We start from the raw sequence: 19,994 nt of genomic DNA, 5'->3' as shown, positions 1-19,994 counted from the left end.
CCGAAGTGAGTTTTGTACGAAGTCACTTGGAGAAGCATATGCTCTACAAAACTTTTAGCAATTAGGAGGATATTATGAAACATCTAGAGATGAATCTTGCGAAGTGGGAATTTAGAAGCTGTGGTGACGAGGAGTGGCTTCCGGCTACTGTGCCAGGCACGGTCCATACGGATTTACTGAAGAACGGAAAGATTGAAGATCCCTTCTATGGAACAAATGAACATAACCTACAATGGATTGATAAGAAAGATTGGGAATATCAAACCACTTTGCAGCTTGGTGAAGAGTGGTTGGAGCTTACTTGCACAGAACTTATTTTTGAAGGTCTTGATACATATGCTGACGTGTATGTGAATAATGTACATGTGCTCGCTGCAGACAATATGTTTTTGGCGTGGAGAGTGGATGTTAAAGATCAGTTGAAGATTGGTGAAAACCATATACTAGTGAGATTCCGCTCTGTAGTTAAAGAGGATCTACCTAAGCTAGAGAAGCTGGGGTATGCGTTACCTGCACCGAATGATCAATCCGAGCTTGGGGGACTAGAGGACCAGCGGATTAGTGTTTTTGCCCGCAAAGCACCTTATCATTACGGCTGGGATTGGGGTCCGCGTTTCTTGACCAGTGGAATATGGCGTAAGGCGGCCCTTAAGGGACGTGATTCAGTTCAAATCATAGATCTCTATATCCGCCAAAATGTGATCACAAAGGAAGAGGCTCAATTAACCGCAATTATTGAAGTAGATGCTCCTGCGGCATGGCAGGGAATGCTGCGAATGAGTGCTGATGGTTTAGAGTCGATGCAAGCGGTTTCCTTAAAGAGTGGCAAGCAACAAATAGAGATGGATATCGTGGTAGATCAGCCGCAGCTCTGGTGGTGTAGAGGGCTGGGCGAGCCTCATTTATATACATTCCAAGCGGATTTGGTGAAAGGTAAGGAAGTTGAAGTTAGCAAAAGCGTAAGAACTGGACTCCGGAGCATTCAATTGATTCGGGAGCATGATGCGAAAGGGGCTTCATTTTCTTTTGTACTGAATGGTGTGTCGGTCTTCGCCAAAGGTGCCAATCATATTCCGAATGACAGCTTCATCACAGAAGTTACCGAAGAGCGGTATCGGCATGAAATTGCCACGGCCGCAGAATCAAACATGAATATGCTGCGAGTGTGGGGTGGCGGTTTTTATGAAGAGGAGATATTTTACAAGCTCTGTGATGAATACGGGCTGTTGGTCTGGCAGGACTTCATGTTCGCTTGCAGCATGTATCCGGGGGATGAAGAGTTTCTTGCGAATGTGAAGAAAGAGGCTGAGTATAACGTCAAAAGATTGCGCAATCATCCCTGCATCGCCTTATGGTGTGGCAATAACGAGATTGATTCGGCCTGGTCACAGTTCGAGGAAAATATGGGCTGGGGCTGGAAAGAAAAACTCAGCGCGGAGCAAAGAGCTACAATGTGGGCTGATTATGAGGAAATATTCCACCGGATTCTACCGGAGGCTGTAGCCGCGCTCCATCCAGGTGTGGACTACTGGCCGTCTTCACCGATGCGGAATTTGACTGGAGATATGAATCAACACGCGACGCGGATTGTGGGCGATGGGGATGTGCATTACTGGGGCGTGTGGCACGGGATTGAGCCTTTTGAGAATTATAATACCAAGGTTGGCCGCTTTATGAGTGAATACGGATTCCAGTCGTTCCCGGAACTAAAGACCGTAATGAGCTATGCTGAAGAGCAGGATTTGGAGCTTACCTCAGAGGTGATGCTGGCGCATCAGAAGAATGGACGCGGAAACCTGCTGATCAAGGAATACATGGATATGTATCTGCCGCAGCCGAAGGATTTTAAAGCATTTCTGTATATGAGTCAAATCCTCCAGGCCGAAGCGATTCGAATCGCGATTGAAAGTCACAGAAGAAATAAACCTTATTGTATGGGTACTTTATACTGGCAGATGAATGATTGCTGGCCAGTCGCTTCTTGGGCGGGGATGGATTACAACGGACGCTGGAAAGCATTGCAATATACCGTGCGCTCAAGCTTTCAAGATGTTCTGTTGTCTATTGACGGTACCGACCACGAGCGGATTGACGTTCATGTCGTATCTGATTTAAGAACAGCAGTCACCGCTGATTTGGGGCTTAAATTGTATCAGTTTAACGGTTCGGTACTGCGAGAGTGGACATATCCCGTTGAGCTGGGAGCCGATTCAGCGGCTATCGTATTCTCGTCTCCAGTGACGGAACTGTTAGAAGGTCATGGATCGAACGATGTATTGCTTGAGATCAGCTTGCAGGCTAATGGTGAGATGATAGATCGTAAGGTGCACTATTTTATCCCGGAAAAAGAAATTCGGTTGCAGCGTTCAGTAATTAACATAATGGAAACTCCAGATAGCGGAGGTCTAAGCTTCACTGTGACAAGCGATGTATTAGCTAGAGGCGTATACCTGACCTCAGAAGATGAAGGAATATTCTCTGACAATTACTTTGATCTTCTCCCAGGGCAACCCAAGACGATAACGTTCTCGGAACGCGGGAACGATGGAAGGGACTGGATTCCAGGCGCTCCTAAGGGATTGAAGGTTCAATCGATGGTTGATTTTGTGAGCGAAGATTTACTGTAAATCTTAAGGAGAGATAATTTATTTCAAAAGGAAACAAGCCATGAGCTCGGCTCTTGGTTTGTTTTTTTGTGTGCTGGTATAAATGTTGTTTTTCCTATTCATACTCCGTTCATGTTAACGTCATAGAGAGTACATCTTCATTGGTTAATCTTAGCTTAGCAGTTAGTTATGGTAGTCCAAAACACAGCTGATGACAGGAGAAGATACGAGTGGAAATAAAAGAAAGAATGAAAATGAAGGCGGGCACGAGAACGAGTAGAATACTAAACATACTACTTAAAGTAGTAGGAGCAATAATCATCGCAATCGTGCTTTTTCTCGCTATTGTCTATACAGTTAATTTGATCAGCAATAAATCGGAACAAAATAAAATAGAACCCTATGGTCAGTTAGTACCCGTAGATGGGAAAAACATGAATGTTTATATTCAAGGAAAAGGTGAAGAAACAGTCGTGCTACTACCGGGTTATGGCACAGCAGCGCCAGCTCTTGATTTTAAAGCATTAATAGATGAACTGTCGCCGTTTTACAAAGTTGTCATGATTGAGCCTTTTGGGTATGGATTAAGTGATCTGACCAAAAAGGAGCGCAGCACGGAGAATATTGTAAGTGAAATTCATGAAGCTTTACAGGCTCTTAATATTGACCGTTATATTCTAATGGGCCACTCTATTTCAGGCATATATGGACTAGATTATGTTAACAAGTATGAAAATGAAGTGAGTGCATTTGTCGGGCTTGATAGTAGTGTTCCATCGATAAGCGAGAGGAAGATCGAAGCTTCGGAATTAAGAACTATAAATCTGCTCAAAAAATCCGGTTTAATCAGATTGCAAATGAAATTTAGTGCTGACCCCATTGCTGAACTACCATTTGATGATAAAACAAAAGAACAAATGAGACTGATCAATCGCAAAAACATATTTAATCCCACCCAATTAAATGAAGCTGGAATGATGTATTCTAATTTTAAATCAGCTGAAAGCTTAACATTTCCTAAAAATCTTCCTCTTATTTTCTTTATACAAGCGAATCAACCAGCAACGGATAGATGGATACCAGAGCATGAAAAGCAAGTAAAAGACTCTGTACATGGAAAAGTGCTGACATTTGAAGAAGGACATTATTTATATCGTACTAAAGCAAAAGAGATCGTAGAAAACTTCAGAGTATTTATGGAAGAAGCTAAGTAAATGACTCTTTGAGCCGAACGAACTTCAGGGTTTTCTCTGATTGTCGTTCGGTTTTTTCTCGTTTAAGGAATTATGATCCAAAAGCCTGACGGTACTTTACGGGGGACATCCCCTCGAACGTTCTGAACACTTTAATGAAATAGCTGGACTGGGCAAAACCGGACTGAGTCGCAACCTGAGCAATGGAGAGTCCAGTAGAAACCAGTAGAAGCTTGGCTCTGGCCAGTCGACAATCCGTTAAATAACGGTTTGGTGTTTTGCCCATAACCATTCGGAACAGCCGTAGAAAATGATAGCTGCTATACCCGGTTAGTCTTGCCATCGACTCCAGTGACCAAGGACGGGCACATTCGACATGAATGATATCTGCGGCACTGCGGATAGACTGCCTGACCTCGTGCGGTACTGAGCCGTGAAGCGGTTCGGAATTCTGTAGCAATTTCACTAGAAGCTCATACAGAAGCGCGGATAGCCTTGGCTCACTACGTGTTACATAGGAAGCGCTCAGCAAGTACATTTCCTCGAATAGCTCGTCCAGCTTAGCGTCCAAATCAAAAGTGAACAGGTATGCACTAGACTGGTCCACTTCTTCTAATAAGGGGAGTACAATTTGAGTGCTAAAATGAACCCAACGAACATCCCAAGGCTCTCCGGGATCAGAGCCGTACTGCTGGTAGGCGCCTTTAGGGTAAAGAAACCCTCGTCCTCTGCTCATTGGAATACGTTCGCCCTCATGGAATACATAACCCTTCCCACCAAAGATTAAATGTAGGTTATAGCTTCCCAGGAATCCTTCACTTCTTCTCTCGGTATGCTGTGGAAAGTGACTGTAATGTCCCAAAAATTCAGGATAACAGACATATTTTGAAAAAGCTGGTGTCGGTAAATACCATTGTTTCTTCATGTTATATGGCACTCATTTCTGTCGCGCATCAGAGCGCTAGTTGGATTAAGGTAATTAACGCAAGATAGTTATATGATCGCAATATTTTGTTATATAAGCCTTATTAATACTGATACTACAATAGAATTATAAAATACTGAAAGCATATTTTTAATACTTTGGAGGTAATCATGAAGAAACCTGTCGCAACAGAAAAATTCGAGCTTGGCGTCTGTTATTATCCGGAACACTGGCCGGAAAGCATGTGGGAGGACGATTATCGCCGGATGAGGGAACTAGGCTTTACAATCATTCGGATTGGGGAGTTTGCTTGGTCTATTTTTGAACCTGCTCAGGGTGAATTTCAGTTCGGGCTCTTTGATCGGGCGATTGATTTAGCTCATAAACATGGTCTTCAGGTTGTGCTCGGTACGCCGACGGCAACACCTCCAGCTTGGCTGACCCATAAGTATCCAGAAGTATTAAACGTGACGTATGAAGGTGTTACCCTACAGCATGGCATGCGCCGTCATTATAATTACAGTAGCCCCAAATACCGTGAGCTGTGTGCTCGGATTACGGAACAGATGGCTGAACATTATGGCAATCATCCAGGTGTGGTCGGTTGGCAAATTGATAACGAGCTCAACTGCGAGATCAGTGAATTTTATTCAGAGAGTGACCATAAGGCTTTCCGGGAATGGCTGCAGCAGAAATATGTCACGCTTGAGCGGCTAAACGAGGCTTGGGGGGCTGTTTTTTGGAATCAGAGTTATAGTGATTGGTCTCAAGTGTATCTTCCGCGTCCTACCCCGTCACCCAAGCAGCCCAATCCCCATCAGGCTTTGGATGAAAAGCGGTTTATATCGGATAATACGATTTCTTTTGCCGAAAACCAAGCGGACATCATCCGTAAACTTGCCCCTAAGCAGTGGGTAACAACGAACGGTCTGTTCGGGCATCTCGACAGCCATGAATTGACGGATGAATTACTGGATTTCTTCAGCTATGATTCCTATCCGCAGTTCTCGACTATTTTTTATGATCCGAATGAGCGGAATCCGCTGAATGACAGAGGCTGGGGACTTTCATTATCTGTTGTCCGTTCTATTTCCCCTAATTTCTGTATTATGGAGCAGCAGTCGGGACCGGGTGGCTGGGTGAACCGGATGGATATGCCATCTCCGAAGCCGGGACAGATGCGGTTATGGACCTATCAATCGATCGCTCATGGCGCAGATATGGTGCTGTATTTCCGCTGGCGGACAGCCACGATGGGCAATGAAATTTATTGGCATGGCATTAACGACTACCATAACCAGCCGAACCGAAGAGTACGGGAAGCGGGACAGATTGGTCAAGAGCTGGCGGGGGCAGGGCAAGCACTTATCGGCACCCGTAATCAGGCTAACGTTGCTATTGTTCGTGATTATGCTAATGAGTGGGATGGAGAGTATGATGTGTGGCATGGTCCATTTATGTGGAAGAGCAATAAGGAGTGGTACAAGGCACTCCAGCGGAAGCATATCCCGAATGACGTACTCTATTTACGCAAAAAGACGACGCTGGAAGAGCTCGCACGGTACGATGTGCTTATCTATCCTCACCCGGCAATTATGACAGATGAGACAGCGTCGCTTCTGGATGAATACGTTCAGCAAGGTGGAAAACTGATCTTCGGATGCAGAACCGGCTATAAGGATGAACGCGGTCAATGTTATATGCGTCCTTTCCCAGGTGCTGCTAGAGATCTATGCGGGATCACAGTCGAAGAATTCACAATGGTTAAAGGTAGTCGTCAGCCAACGACGATTAGCTGGTCGGGTGCGGCAGAAGGGGTTACTGGGGCAGATGATTTTAATGATATTCTCCGGATTGAGGATGATTCGGTCGAAGTCATGGCGGTCTATGCCTCGGACTATTATGCGGGAAAACCGGCGGTTACAAGAAATCGTCGCGGCAAAGGCGAGGTTTGGTATTACGGAGCAGTCTTTAATGAACAAGCAGCGTCCATAATCATAGATCAAGTCAGCCTGCAGTCGCCAGTAGATTGGCTGGTGCTCCCTGAAGATGTAGAGCTGCAAGTTCGTAACGGGACTTCTTCCAGTTATACTTTTTTGCTTAATTATAGTGAAGCTCCTGTCGCGATCCATCTTCATGAGACCAAAATGGATTTACTGAGCGGGACAACGTTATCGGGTGAGGTTACTATGGAAGGCTTTGGTGTATTGATATTACATTAACGCTATGAATAAATAATGATATTAATGGAGTTGCGTATTAGAGAACTAATATGTAACTCTATTTTTTTATAGAAGATATTCAAAAGGATACTTTTTAAATATAGTTATTAATTCCAACAAAATACAACGAGCAACAGGTACAATATAAAGAATATTCTAGATTTGAAGGAGGGAAGTCTTATGATCATTGAAGCTGAGAAAGTATTGTTGCAGTATTCGTTCATCGATCCCATCATTGAATTCATTAGACATAATGAGAATATTACATTTAAAGTGACCGACAAAACGGATAACAAGAATTATTTGTTGCGTATACATAAACCAATATCGGAAGGGTTCTCAGGCTTACAACATACTCGAGATGGATTACAGGCAGAAATGTTTTTTCTGCGAGAAATCGATCAGAAGAACATACTAAAAGTTCAAAGACCTGTTCTAAATCAAAAAGGGGAACTGGTTACTGAATATAGTTCGGAGCAATTTGGGGCTAGTTTGGCCACTCTTTTAGAATGGATCGAAGGCTCGACGCTAACCCAAGATGAAGATAACATTGAACAGATTGTTTATAGATTGGGTAGAAATCTTGCTAGTTTACATGAATTCTCACGAATGCTAATGCCCTTGGAGTTACATAGACCTGTATACAATGTCACAAAGATTGATGAAACTTTAATAGAACTTGGAAAGGGAACAGACAATGGAGCCCTTATTCAGGAGGATTACGAAGTTATTAGTAGCGTTCTACTCGTAGTAAAAGAACAAATTGCAGAACTAGACGCTAGGGACAACTCATGGGGATTCATTCATGCTGATTTTCAACTGGGCAATGTCGTTGTGTCAGAACAAAATCCTATCTTAATAGATTATTGTTTATTTGGTTATGGTTACTACCTGTTTGATTTGGGCTCTGCATCTTCCATGTTGAAAAGTGAGCTCCGCAAAACGCTTTTGGAGGGTTATGCTTCTAAATCAAGCTTTTCGCTTGATGAGATTCGGTACATTGAAGGACAAATATTTATGGATATTTTTATTAGTTACGTATTTTTTATTCATGACTCTGAGAGGAACGGTTGGATAAAAGAGCACGCCTCCAAAATATGCAGTACCCTATGCCTCGATTTTCTTGAGGGAAAAGAGGTATATTATTCGTTTTAACGATGGTGTGATATTCTAATGGGGAATGAAAAATGAAGGGACTGAACTATGCGCAGAGATCATTATTTTTAAACCAACTATTAAAATTTAATGGAGGTAAAAATAATGTTAACTACAGAGTTGCACACAGAACGATTACATTTAAGAAAAATGAAGGTATCGGATTCGCCAAGTTTGTTTAAAATTTGGTCTGATCCAGAGGTTACCAAGTTCATGAATATTGATAGTTTTACTGATGGAAATCAGGCAAAAGATATGATAAAACTTCTTGATGAATTTTCTCTAGATAATAAAGCTATTCGTTTCTCTATCATTGAAATGGAATCCAATGAAATCATAGGTTCTTGTGGTTTTAATTCCTTAGACTTTGAAAATGAGAAAGCGGAGATTGGATATGACATTGCTAGAGCATTTTGGGGAAGAGGCTATGCTTCAGAAGCTATAAGTGCTTTGTTAGATTACGCATTCTCAACTTTGAAGCTGAATCGAATCGAAGCAAAAGTGGAACCCGAAAACGTGAATTCAGTAAAAGTCTTGCAAAAGCTGAACTTTATGTTTGAGGGAACCTTAAGAAGGTATGAAAGAGTAAACGGAAAGTTTATAGATCTCAATATGTATTCAAAATTAATAACAGATTGATTATTTAATCCCAGAGGTTATATAGGTCTCCATAAGGAATAAAAACTTATTCACTATAAATATAGGAGTTGACCAGATGGAGACAATATTAACAGAGGAAATGATCTTGGATGACCTACTAAAAACATTTCATCGTTTATTCGGTATGAATGTAATTGAAACTACTTCGATAAAACGAGGCTGGTTAAACTTAAAGTGGAAAGTTACGACGGATGCAGGGGAATTGTTACTTAAACAATACAACAAAGAAAGATATAAATTATATAAGTCAGAGGAGATATTGTTAGCACTCTCTCAACAGATTAGATTGTATGACCAAGATCTAGCGTGCCCCAAAGTGTTATCACAGAATGAAAGTATTTTGCTTGAATCTGATAATGGAGAACGCTTCCTGGTGATGGAGTATTGCCAGGGAAAATTAATTTCACCAGGTAAAATCAATGTCCATCAAATATATGATTTAGGTCGAGCAACAGGAAAAATGCATCGATTGTTAAATGACGGGACACTTGGCATTAAAAATAGTCCGCAATTTATTCCTCCAAGTCGTGAGGAGCGTTTAGCACATTGGAACTCCGTTTGGGAAAAGACTAAGGGACTTGGTAAACCTCAGCTGCTTGCTGATATAGAAACTCAATTTAAAGCTACTGAAGAAATGAATATAGAACTACTCGACTTACTTCAAACAGGCTGGGCACATCGTGACCTTTGGGTAGATAATCTTTTATTTAATGATAACGGTTTATCTGCAATTCTAGATTTTGATCGACTAAAATATGACTATCCGCAACTTGATGTAGCTCGTGCTGTGATGTCATGTGCCTTAGATGATAATTTAGATGTCTCCCTGGCTTCGGCGTTTATGGAAGGGTACAGTGAGGAACGCGACGTGGTAGAGGGCTATTTAACACATTCATTACAGTTGTTGTGGTATATGGAAAGCACATGGTGGATTAATGCTAACATGGATCAACATAGTGTACCGCCAGCTCGCTTTGCGAAGGAAATGATTTGGCTTGCAGAAAATCAAAAAAATATGTCCGCTTTGTTAGGAAATCTTTAGAATCTCCATAATTAGCAGCGACAGTTTAGGGCTTGCTTTTCCACGTCCATGACTGCCGCTGTTTCTATTATTGAGGTAATTCGATAAGAACATGACCTTTTTCCCCATAATCTACATTGACTTGGGTTTGTCTCACCCCTATGATGATTATTAATATAAAATAAATGGCACGAAGAGGAGCGAAACATCATGGCTTTGGAGATCGAACGCAAGTTTCTGCTGCCGGAATTTCCGGAGCAGCTTATTCAAGAAGGCGAATTGAAGATTGTGACCCGGCATAATATCGATCAGACCTATCTGGCGATAGACGGCGGACAAGAGCTGCGTGTGCGTAAAATTACGGATCTGGACTCAGGTGAGGTAACGTATACACACACGTTTAAGGATGGCAAAGGGATCAAGCGCGAAGAGATCGAATATTTTATCTCAGAGGGTTTATATAATCAGATGATTGAGGCGGTTAATGCGGTAGCATTGGTCAAAGAGCGGATTACGGCGGTGTGGAATGGCACAACGGTTGAGATCGACGTCTATTCTCAGTTGAAATTGTCCGTTCTGGAGGTTGAATTTGAATCTTTGGAGGAAGCGGAAAGCTTCAAGGCGCCGGAATGGTTCGGCAAGGATGTCAGCACGGAACGGCAGTACAGCAACAAAACCGTCTGGAAAGAGCTGCAAAATAAGACAAAGAATTAACGGACTTTAGCGCGTAAACGTGGTAGTATATAGGGAAAACAGGCAACGATTAAGTGAAACTTATATTTATATATAGTATATAGAGGGGTTCAGGAGGATGAGCATGAAGTATATAAGCACAAGAGGCAATGTGGAACCTAAAGGCTTTATCGATACGGTGTTGATGGGACTTGCCGATGACGGCGGATTGATGGTTCCTTCCGAGATTCCTGTCGTTTCAGCAGCTACTTTAGAAGAGTGGAGAAGTCTTAGCTACCAGGAATTGTTCCTGAAGATTTTCGCCTATTACATTAATGATGAGATTCCTTTAGAAGATTTGCAGGAAATGGTCAATACTAGTTATGGCAATTTCCGCACGCCGGAAGTAACGCCTATTCACCAAGTGAATGATTCCCTGTATGTACTGGAATTGTTCCATGGCCCTACATTTGCCTTCAAAGATGTAGCACTGCAGTTTATGGGTGAGCTGTACTCGTATATTTCCAAAAAGCAGAACAAGATCATCCACATCCTCGGAGCAACCTCGGGGGATACTGGGGCGGCTGCGATTCAGGGTGTCCGCGGCAAAGAAGGAATCAAGATCTGTATTCTTCATCCGCATGGTAAGGTTAGTAAAGTGCAGGAGCTACAGATGACTACGGTTGATGACAGCAATGTACTGAACCTGTCTGTTCATGGTAACTTTGATGATTGCCAAAAGGTGATTAAGGATCTGTTCGCGGATCTCGACTTTAAGAGTCGCTATCATCTGCGTGCGATCAACTCCATTAACTTTGTACGTATTCTGGCGCAGACTGTCTATTATTTCTATGCATATTTGCATGTCGATGGCAGCAGTGAGAAGAAGATTAACATCAGCGTGCCTTCCGGCAACTTCGGTAATATTTTCTCCGGATATTTGGCGAAGCAAATGGGATTACCAATTAACAAACTGATTATTGCTACGAATGAAAATAACATCTTGGAGCGTTTCGTGAACACGGGTGAATACAAACCGGGCAGCTTCACAAGCACATACAGTCCTTCGATGGATATCCAAGTGGCGAGCAATTTTGAGCGTTATCTATATTATTTGGTAGGCGAGGATTCCGAGAAACTATCCGCGTATATGTCCAAACTGCAAACCGAGGGCAAGATTACGGTTGAAGGCGAGGCGCTTCAGCAGGTGCAGAAGGATTTTGCAGCGCTTGGCGTGAAGAATGACCAATGCTTGAATACAATTGCTAAGTTTCAAAAAGAATATAGATACCTACTTGATCCGCATACTGCATGTGGAATCGCAGCTTACGAAGCTTTTAATGGCTCGGATGAGATTGGGATTACCTTTGCGACCGCACATCCAGCTAAGTTTGATGAGGCGATTACTCTGATTGACATTAAGCAGGAATTCCCGGCACAAATTAAAGCGTTGTTCGAGATGCCACAACACCAAACCGTAGTGGATCATGACAAGGATGAAATTGTGCTTCAATTGCAGGCTTTTTATGAATAATTTGTAAATCCATATGGCTCAGCAGGCTCCTGTTCTTAAGTTAAGAATGGGAGCCTCTTTACTGCATCTTTCGACAAATAATGTCGCTGTTTACTATGAATAGTTTGATATCGACAAAAGATGAAGGAGTGGTGCTTTTTTTCACAAAGTGGATCTATCGGAATTTGTCGGAAATTTGTCCTGAAAAGTAGACATGACTACCCTGAGAGTGAGAAAATAGCATATAGAGCTTTAGTAAGAACTAAAAAGGACGGGATTATCATGACAATTCGTTTCGGGGTCATTGGAACAAACTTTATTACAGACCGCTTCGTGCAAGCCGGCTTGGAGAATGAGGAGTTTATCCTGACAGCCGTGTACTCCCGCACAATGGAGAAGGGTCAGGCCTTTGCTGCAAAATATGCTGGAGCTACAATTTATACGAATTTGGAAGATATGGTTTCCAGTAAAGATGTCGATGCTATTTACATTGCAAGCCCGAACTCCATGCATGCTGAGCAGGCGATTATGTGCTTAAATCATGGCAAACATGTGCTCTGTGAGAAACCAGCTGCCTCAAACAGTGCGGAGCTTAGAGCAATGATTGAAGCCGCTCAGAACAATGATGTGTTGTTGGTAGAAGCAATGAAATCGACCTTCATGCCGAATTTCGGAGTGATCAGAGACAATTTGTATAAGATTGGTCAAGTACGTCGTTATTTTGCGAGCTATTGTCAATACTCATCGAGATATGACGCCTATAGACAGGGAACGGTATTAAATGCTTTTAACCCAGCCTTCTCTAATGGCTCGTTGATGGATCTTGGTGTTTACTGTCTGTATCCTATGGTAGTGTTGTTCGGGAAACCGAAGTCTGTAAAGGCCGTGGGTCTAATGCTCTCTTCTGGAGTGGATGGAGAAGGAAGTATTGTCATGCAATATGATGATATGGATGCAGTTGTGATGCATTCCAAGATCGCTGATTCCTATTTGCCAGCCGAGATTCAAGGGGAAAGTGGTACAATGGTGATCGATAAGATCAACCAACCTTACCAAGTGAAGATTCATTATCGCGACGGAACCGTTGAGGAACTTACGCAGCCTCAGGTATTCGAGTCTATGTATTATGAGGTTGAGGAATTTATCAACTTAATTAAGAATGGTGAACGGGAAAGCAGAGTTAATACACATGCGAATTCCTTGGCAGTAGCAGAAGTTATGGAGGAAGCCAGAGCACAGATCGGCCTCCGCTATGCCGCAGATCTATAAATAGAATGGGGAGCAGCACTTGAAGACTTTTAAAAAGGTATACATTGAGATAACAAGCGTCTGCAACCTGGCCTGCAGCTTTTGTCCACCAACCGCCCGAACGAAGAACTTTATGAAGCTCGATACTTTTAATACGATATTAGATGAAATTAAGCCACATAGTAATCATATTTACCTTCACGTAAAAGGTGAGCCATTGCTGCATCCCAAGATTGGTGAGCTGCTGGATGCGGCACATGCCAAAGGGTTCAAGGTCAATATTACTACCAATGGTACGTTAATTCATAAGGCTGGCCCTAAGATTCTCGGCAAACCTGCACTTCGACAGATGAACTTCTCTCTGCATAGCTTTGATGGGCATGAAGGATCTGAGAACCGCGAAGGGTATTTGTCGGAGATTATTTCTTTTGTACGGGAAGCCTCCGCGCAAGGGGTCATTATTTCCTTCCGGCTGTGGAATTTGACGGAGGATAATCTGACCAATCTGGAGAAGAATCGGAACCGTGAGACCCTTGCTGTGCTGGAGGAAGCCTTTAACCTTGATTTCAAGATCGAAGAAAAGGTTGTACCTGGCAGCGGCGTCAAGGTTGCTCCACGGGTATATCTCAATCAGGACCATGAGTTCCGATGGCCTGCACTGAATGAGCCGGAAGATGACGGAAAAGGGTTCTGTCATGCACTACGCAGCCAAGCGGCAATCCTTGTGGATGGTACCGTTGTACCGTGCTGTCTGGATGGTGAAGGAGTCATTAACCTCGGAAACATTCATGAGACTCCTTTCTCAGAAATCGTAGAGGGTGAGCGAGCGAACAATCTGTTTTACGGGTTCTCTCGTAGAGAGGCAGTAGAAGAGCTGTGCCGCAAGTGCGGATATCGGCAACGGTTCGGAACTTGAGGATTGGAATATAAACAGAACCGGGACATGGCAATTTCATGAATCCTGGTTCTGTTTTTTAATTAACGGGAGTGTATATATAATAATAAGTCTTTATAGTCTCCACTTTGGAGCGAAGGAGGAGTATATGCTGAAATCGTTGGAAGCCATCACCTTATACCGTGAAGGAATACAAGATCATTTGGAGGATAACCTCTGGCTGAAGCTTATTGTCCAAGCCGAGGAGCAGATTGTAAATTTGGAGCGAGTGGAATCTCTGGAGGAGTTGGACCGCAGGAATCCCGTGCTGGATTATGTGGAACGCAGTTTGCAGCTGCTAGACCAGCTTCCCCGTTCGATTTGGATCAAAGAGCTTGTGGAAGAAACATTAATCTGGTCAGAAGCAGCTAAGGGTGGCACATTGAAGGAGCGTTTACTTTGGCAGGAGGAAGGCATTAACTGTTTTGTACATAACATTGGCTCCGCACAGTTATACGGGAAATATTTGAGCGGTACGGTCTCTGACAAAAGCGCACTGGTTCATCGGCTTATTGAAACCCATGGACTGATAGGACAGCAAATCCGTGGGGAGGTGCCTCCGGAAGTAAATAAGCCGCTTCGTGATCTTGTGGAGGAACAGTTACTGACTGCCGAGGAACTTGAACGTTTGCTAACCGTACTCAATCATTGCATCATCGGAGCTGTATCTCCCGAGCTATGGCTGAATGTAGAGCATGAAGTGAAACAGCTTATCGCTCTGATTTCATCCGGTGAACTTGCTAGTCCAATGCCGATGAAAGAAAGACTGCGCAGAATGCGGCTAGGTCCGATCTCTAGAGGAGAGGATTTCACTACGGAGTGGGCAAAGCTGACACAGGAAGGCTTCCATGCGGAACGGTTGGAGTCTTTAAGTAACACTATCTTCTGGTATGTGGAATCTGCAATGCAGACTTTCTCGTTGGAGCAATTTCTGAAGGTGATGTTGCTTGCAGCTCAAAGGGCTCAGAATGAACCCCTACGTCATATCAGCTTCGAGCAGGTTATGAACAGCATTTACTATGACTACAAGGGTGTTAAGAAGATCAATGTTTATAAGAAGCGGATTATAGAAAAATATTTATCGGAGCTTAGATGGGAGGATATCGAAAAAGGGATTTTACCTGATGAGAATCCTCATCTAATGCCTCGTCCATATGCTAAGGAACATCTGCCAGACACGGTGTTTTTTCAGTTTCAATTCTCGGCAGCGGCAGAGAAGCTGATCGAATTCTGTATGGAAGCTGAAAAATCGCCCTTGTATGAACGTGCTGTGTTGCTGTTATTCGACTTGTTCGAGCTACGCAGAGACGCCTTCGACCGTTTTCATAATGAAGATACCTACTTAAGTCAAATGAATAATACCGCAGATTATAAGGCTGTGATTCTGGAGCATGTCATTGGGAAAAAAGTGCTGGATATCGGCCCGGGCGGCGGTGTGCTGCTGGATTTGCTGGAAGAGCGGATGCCAGAGGTTACCCCTATCGGCATTGATATATCGAGCAATGTAGTGGAAGCTCTGCGGCAGCGCAAGCAACGGGAAGGTCGTCAGTGGGAGGTCCTGCAGGGAGATGCGTTGAACCTTGAAGATTTCGTGGAGGCTGGAACGGTGGGTACGGTAATTTTTTCTTCGATTTTGCATGAGCTATATTCTTATGTGCCGCTTAATGGTAAAAAGTTCAATCATGACACCGTCTCGGCCGCCCTGCGAAGTGCTTTTGATGTATTGTCAGTGGGCGGGGTTATCATTATCCGCGATGGGATAATGACCGAACCCACAGCATTGCTGCGGAAAGTTCGTTTTCTGGAGGAGGACGGTATGGCGTGGCTGGAGCGTTATGCGAAGGATTTTGCCGGACGTCAGCTTCAGTATCAGAGATTAGGGGAAGAAGAAGTACTCATGCCTGTTAATGATGCCATGGAGTTTTTATATACGTATACCTGGGGCGAAGAGGCTTACATTCATGAAGTACAGGAACAGTTTGGTTATTTTACCCCTACGGAGTTTGCCTCATTTATTGAACAGACTTTAGGAAAGCAAGCGAAGATTGAAGTCTTCCGGCATTACTTGCAAGAAGGTTATACCGAAGCGCTGCGCGATAGAGTAAGGTTCATGGATGAGAGCGGACAGGAAGTGGCCTTGCCAGACAGCACCTGCTTTATCGTGATTCGGAAGGAATAGTTGTTGAAAGATAACATCATCTGCATATAAAAAAGCAATCGGCAACCCCTTTGATGTGGTAGAGGTCCGATTGCTTTTTCTATATAGAGAATTTTGTCTTTGTTAGATTAGTATTTCTAGCTGCGACTTATCAGAATCTTCGGCTAAACGCTGAATTTCTTGGTAGGTGGCTAATTTCTCAGTCCGTTCCTGATCTTTAATTTTATCTCCGGTGTCTTTTATGGTATCGCCTAACGTTTCATTCATTTCCGATATTCTATCTTCGATTTTGGATAACTGCTCACGTTTGGCTGTTGCAGAATGAGTAGAACGAGCTTCATCCGATTCGATTTCCTTGGTCAGAACTCTTGCCTCGCCATGCATCTTAGAATGGGTAGAAGAAACTACCTCCATTTGTGAAACATTTTGGCTTATAGCAACAATCGTATTCAATCTTTCGTTTTGTATCTCTTGCTCGGTTTTAGGTTTATCCGATAGATCTTCTTTTTGAGCTTTTTCTAAGTTCTTTTGTTGCTCTTCAAAGGTGTACTTCGCAATTTGTTGGTCAATCGTTTGGAGCTGTTTATCGAATTCCTTAAGTTGATCTTGAATAGAATCAAGGTTATGTGAGCTTTTGGTGGTTCTTTCAATTAGGCTGTTCTTGCTATCGATGATACTCTGTTTTTGTTTAAGTAGAGAATCAACCATTCCGCTCATTTTAGATTGATTATGAAAAGCTGCTTTTGCAGATTTGCTTATCGATAAGTGGTCTCCGCTACCACTTGTCTTGCTGTTTGAATTTATGGTTTTATCGTTAGTTTGGTGACTAACAGCTACATTAAGTCTCGTTCCCATAGCAGAGGTCATATTCGTTATATGCATAGCTCATTCTCCTCCTACGACGATAAGATCTATCTATAATATATCGGTAGATGAACAGGAAGAATTAATAAAGAAATTGTGGTTGGAAATTTTAAAAAAGTAGTTCAATATCTTGATATTCATTCCACACTGATGTTGTTAATATTAGTTATATAGCGCTTACTTGTAGGTTGTAATTGTTTAAGTAGTGGAACTAATCAACATAACTAAAGACGAGAGAGAGTGATGACCATGTCGAAAAAGGCCAAGATGACCATAGAAAAGGAATTCAAACTGGCTGAGGTAGATCCTAGAATTTATAGCTCGTTCATTGAGCATTTGGGCCGTGCGGTATATGGAGGGATATATGATCCGGGCCATCCTTCAGCAGATGAACACGGATTTCGGCAAGATGTAGCTTCAATGATCGGAGAGATTGGTGTGCCGATGATTCGTTATCCTGGAGGTAATTTTGTATCCGGTTACAATTGGGAGGATGGAGTAGGACCAGTAGCAGATCGTCCTCGAAGACTGGAATTAGCGTGGCGAACGACAGAACCCAATGAAGTAGGCACGAATGAATTTATTCGCTGGGCAAAAGGAATCCGTTCGGATGTTATGATGGCGGTCAATCTAGGGACGAGAGGCGTAGATGCGGCACGAAATCTGCTTGAATATTGCAATCATTCCTCTGGCTCTTATTATAGCGATTTGAGAAGATCTCATGGCTTCGAGGAGCCGCATGGCATTAAGACTTGGTGTCTTGGCAACGAGATGGACGGTCCTTGGCAAATTGGCCAGAAGACAGCAACCGAATATGGGAGACTAGCAAGCGAAACCGCTAAAGCGATGAGACTGGTTGATCCGAGCATAGAGCTGGTGGCTTGCGGAAGTTCATTCCGTTCCATGCCTACCTATGCTGAGTGGGAGGCTACTGTGCTGGATCATACTTATGAGCAGGTTGATTATCTGTCCCTGCATACCTATTACGGAAATGCAGAGAACGATACGGCAAACTATCTTGCTAAATCACTGGATATGGATCTTTTTATAAAAGAAATCGTCGCTGTATGTGATTATATCAAGGCAAAAAAACGCAGCAAGAAGACGATGTATCTTTCCTTCGATGAATGGAATGTCTGGTTTCATACCCTGGAGTCAGACAAGCAGATTGACCCTTGGCAAGTAGCACCAGCTCAACTGGAGGACCAGTATACATTTGAAGATGCACTGATGGTCGGAAGTATGTTGATCACGCTACTGAACAATGCCGACCGAGTAAAGATTGCTTGCTTGGCTCAGTTGGTTAATGTGATTGCACCTATAATGACCGTAAGTGGAGGCTTAGCTTGGCGTCAAAGTATTTTCTATCCCTATATGCATACGTCCTTGTATGGCCGGGGAACGGTGCTGCATCCTATCGTGTCTTCACCTTTATATGACAGTAAGGATTATACGGATGTACCGCTGCTAGATTCCAGTGTAGTTTATAACGAAGAGAATGAGGAACTGGTTATTTTTGCGGTAAATAAAAGTCTGGAAGACATGTTGCTGCTGGAATGTGATATTCGAGGATTTGAGGGATATCGTGTGATTCAGCATACCGTGCTGGAGAACGCGGATGTAAAAGCAGTAAATACAGTAGCACAGCAAGCTATGGTAACACCACATGATCGTGGGGATGCAAAAGCGGTCGACGGGCACCTCACGGCGTCCTTATCTAAATTATCTTGGAATGTTATTCGCTTGCAACGTGCTTAAGTGAATAATTGAAGAAACGGTTCACGTCCTTTTAAGGGCGTCAACCGTTTCTTCTTGTCTATTTACAGGTGAATTTTCGTCTGAAATTTGAGGGAGAGATCCCTTCTTTCTTGGAGAAGCAGGAAGAGTAATAAGTAATATGATGAAAGCCAACCTCTTCAGCAATACGTGCAATGGACCAGGAGGTCTGGATTAACAGTCTTTTGGATTGCTCCAGGCGATAGGACAGAAGGTATCCCATAGGCGTTACACCGTATATTTTCAGCATATTTTTGGCGAGGTAGTTGGGATGATAGTTGAGCTCCTTTTGAAGGAGGGAGTTGGTCACCTCACGTGTGTAGTTTTGCCGAATGAACAGCTCAATCTTCTCAGCCAGTTGAATGGCGGTTGCATCTGACGCCTCTGCAAGATCACGGTCTAAGAATTGCAGGAACTGTTGGAAGGAGGCTTGACGCTTCCAGTTACGCATCGACTGGGGCTCCTGTTCCAGCTGAAAAAAGAACTCCAGCACCTCCATTGCTTTTTGTGAGATCTCCATATGTTTCGGAATAAAGATCGAACATACATCACAGTGATTCAAATATGCTTTCTGTTTATGGTTCTCGATGAGCTCGCTCTGATTATCCAGACATTCGTTCATATCCTGACACTCTTTCCAGCTACCAAAGGTCTGAAAATGAATCCAAATGATTTCGGTTTCTATAGGACAGGGGGCGAAGCCATAATGATGTGCGTCTGGACGAAGGATGAGAAATTGGCCTTCTTTTAATTCCCACTGCAAATCGTTCTCTGCGATTGGCAGGATGCCCTTCTTAACGATGATGAGATCAAACACACCGATGCAGTTTCGACTGATATGATAGTCTCCAGCATCGTAATGGGCACGGCCACAGTCTATGAAATAAGGAATAGGTGGTGTGATAAAGTGGAGAATCGGGGAGCTCATCTTACACCTCCAAAAGGTTGTAATTTTTAAAAATCAGGTTGTAATCGATCGTTTATTTTCATGATATAACATGTATTATTATAAATAAAGCGTTTCCTTTTAATGTTGTAATAATGTAA

At 43.1% G+C, this 19,994-nt stretch carries 15 protein-coding genes; 12 read left to right on the top strand and 3 right to left on the bottom strand.

The annotated features are described in order from the left end of the window. Window positions 1-74 precede the first annotated feature (74 nt). Window positions 75-2,627, top strand: coding sequence for a beta-mannosidase (locus NSQ29_RS23205; RefSeq protein WP_341126187.1), 2,553 nt, complete (start codon window positions 75-77; stop codon window positions 2,625-2,627). Window positions 2,628-2,854: 227 nt separating this feature from the next. After that, the gene (locus NSQ29_RS23200) at window positions 2,855-3,820 is read left to right on the top strand and encodes an alpha/beta fold hydrolase (protein ID WP_341126806.1); all 966 of its coding nucleotides are present in this window, start codon (window positions 2,855-2,857) and stop codon (window positions 3,818-3,820) included. A gap of 70 nt (window positions 3,821-3,890) precedes the next feature. Here the strand turns inward: NSQ29_RS23200 and NSQ29_RS23195 are convergent, their stop codons facing one another. Continuing rightward, a complete protein-coding gene (locus NSQ29_RS23195) occupies window positions 3,891-4,724 on the bottom strand; it encodes a helix-turn-helix transcriptional regulator (RefSeq protein WP_339268886.1) in 834 nt (277 codons plus the stop codon). A gap of 170 nt (window positions 4,725-4,894) precedes the next feature. Here NSQ29_RS23195 and NSQ29_RS23190 point away from each other — a divergent pair, with 170 nt between their 5' ends. The 9 genes from NSQ29_RS23190 to NSQ29_RS23150 all read left to right on the top strand — a co-directional run bounded on the left by NSQ29_RS23190 (window position 4,895) and on the right by NSQ29_RS23150 (window position 16,328). Further along, window positions 4,895-6,946, top strand: a complete 2,052-nt coding sequence (locus NSQ29_RS23190) for a beta-galactosidase (RefSeq protein ID WP_341126186.1) — start codon at window positions 4,895-4,897, stop codon at window positions 6,944-6,946. A gap of 180 nt (window positions 6,947-7,126) precedes the next feature. Then, on the top strand, window positions 7,127-8,101 hold the full coding sequence (locus NSQ29_RS23185; protein WP_341126185.1) for a phosphotransferase enzyme family protein: 975 nt from the start codon (window positions 7,127-7,129) through the stop codon (window positions 8,099-8,101). Window positions 8,102-8,191: 90 nt separating this feature from the next. After that, the gene (locus tag NSQ29_RS23180) at window positions 8,192-8,740 is read left to right on the top strand and encodes a GNAT family N-acetyltransferase (RefSeq protein WP_341126184.1); all 549 of its coding nucleotides are present in this window, start codon (window positions 8,192-8,194) and stop codon (window positions 8,738-8,740) included. Between the two features lie 76 nt (window positions 8,741-8,816). After that, a complete protein-coding gene (locus NSQ29_RS23175) occupies window positions 8,817-9,803 on the top strand; it encodes a phosphotransferase (RefSeq protein ID WP_341126183.1) in 987 nt (328 codons plus the stop codon). Between the two features lie 189 nt (window positions 9,804-9,992). Continuing rightward, window positions 9,993-10,496 carry a CYTH domain-containing protein gene (locus tag NSQ29_RS23170; protein ID WP_076283838.1) on the top strand — a complete coding sequence of 168 codons (504 nt, stop codon included), beginning with the start codon at window positions 9,993-9,995 and terminating at the stop codon, window positions 10,494-10,496. A 103-nt stretch (window positions 10,497-10,599) separates the two neighbouring features. Then, entirely contained in the window at window positions 10,600-11,988 is a 1,389-nt protein-coding gene (gene thrC / locus NSQ29_RS23165) for a threonine synthase (protein WP_341126182.1), read from the top strand. Window positions 11,989-12,249: 261 nt separating this feature from the next. Continuing rightward, the gene (locus NSQ29_RS23160) at window positions 12,250-13,236 is read left to right on the top strand and encodes a Gfo/Idh/MocA family protein (protein ID WP_042185046.1); all 987 of its coding nucleotides are present in this window, start codon (window positions 12,250-12,252) and stop codon (window positions 13,234-13,236) included. 19 nt (window positions 13,237-13,255) lie between these two features. Beyond that, window positions 13,256-14,131, top strand: coding sequence for a radical SAM/SPASM domain-containing protein (locus tag NSQ29_RS23155; RefSeq protein ID WP_042124302.1), 876 nt, complete (start codon window positions 13,256-13,258; stop codon window positions 14,129-14,131). Between the two features lie 127 nt (window positions 14,132-14,258). After that, a complete protein-coding gene (locus NSQ29_RS23150) occupies window positions 14,259-16,328 on the top strand; it encodes a class I SAM-dependent methyltransferase (protein ID WP_341126181.1) in 2,070 nt (689 codons plus the stop codon). Window positions 16,329-16,430: 102 nt separating this feature from the next. Here NSQ29_RS23150 and NSQ29_RS23145 read toward each other — a convergent pair whose 3' ends face one another. After that, complete coding sequence (locus tag NSQ29_RS23145; protein ID WP_341126180.1) at window positions 16,431-17,189, bottom strand: hypothetical protein; 759 nt, start codon at window positions 17,187-17,189, stop codon at window positions 16,431-16,433. A 225-nt stretch (window positions 17,190-17,414) separates the two neighbouring features. On the opposite strand from NSQ29_RS23145, the gene arfA reads away from it, so the two are divergent. Beyond that, window positions 17,415-18,929, top strand: coding sequence for an arabinosylfuranosidase ArfA (gene arfA, locus NSQ29_RS23140; RefSeq protein ID WP_445739173.1), 1,515 nt, complete (start codon window positions 17,415-17,417; stop codon window positions 18,927-18,929). A gap of 58 nt (window positions 18,930-18,987) precedes the next feature. On the opposite strand, the gene NSQ29_RS23135 is transcribed toward arfA, so the two are convergent. Then, window positions 18,988-19,875, bottom strand: a complete 888-nt coding sequence (locus NSQ29_RS23135) for a helix-turn-helix transcriptional regulator (RefSeq protein ID WP_076299098.1) — start codon at window positions 19,873-19,875, stop codon at window positions 18,988-18,990. Window positions 19,876-19,994 lie beyond the last annotated feature (119 nt).

The sequence above is a fragment of the Paenibacillus sp. FSL F4-0236 genome (assembly GCF_038000135.1).
Classification (GTDB): domain Bacteria; phylum Bacillota; class Bacilli; order Paenibacillales; family Paenibacillaceae; genus Paenibacillus_AQ.
This window is presented reverse-complemented; position numbering and strand designations above follow the sequence as displayed.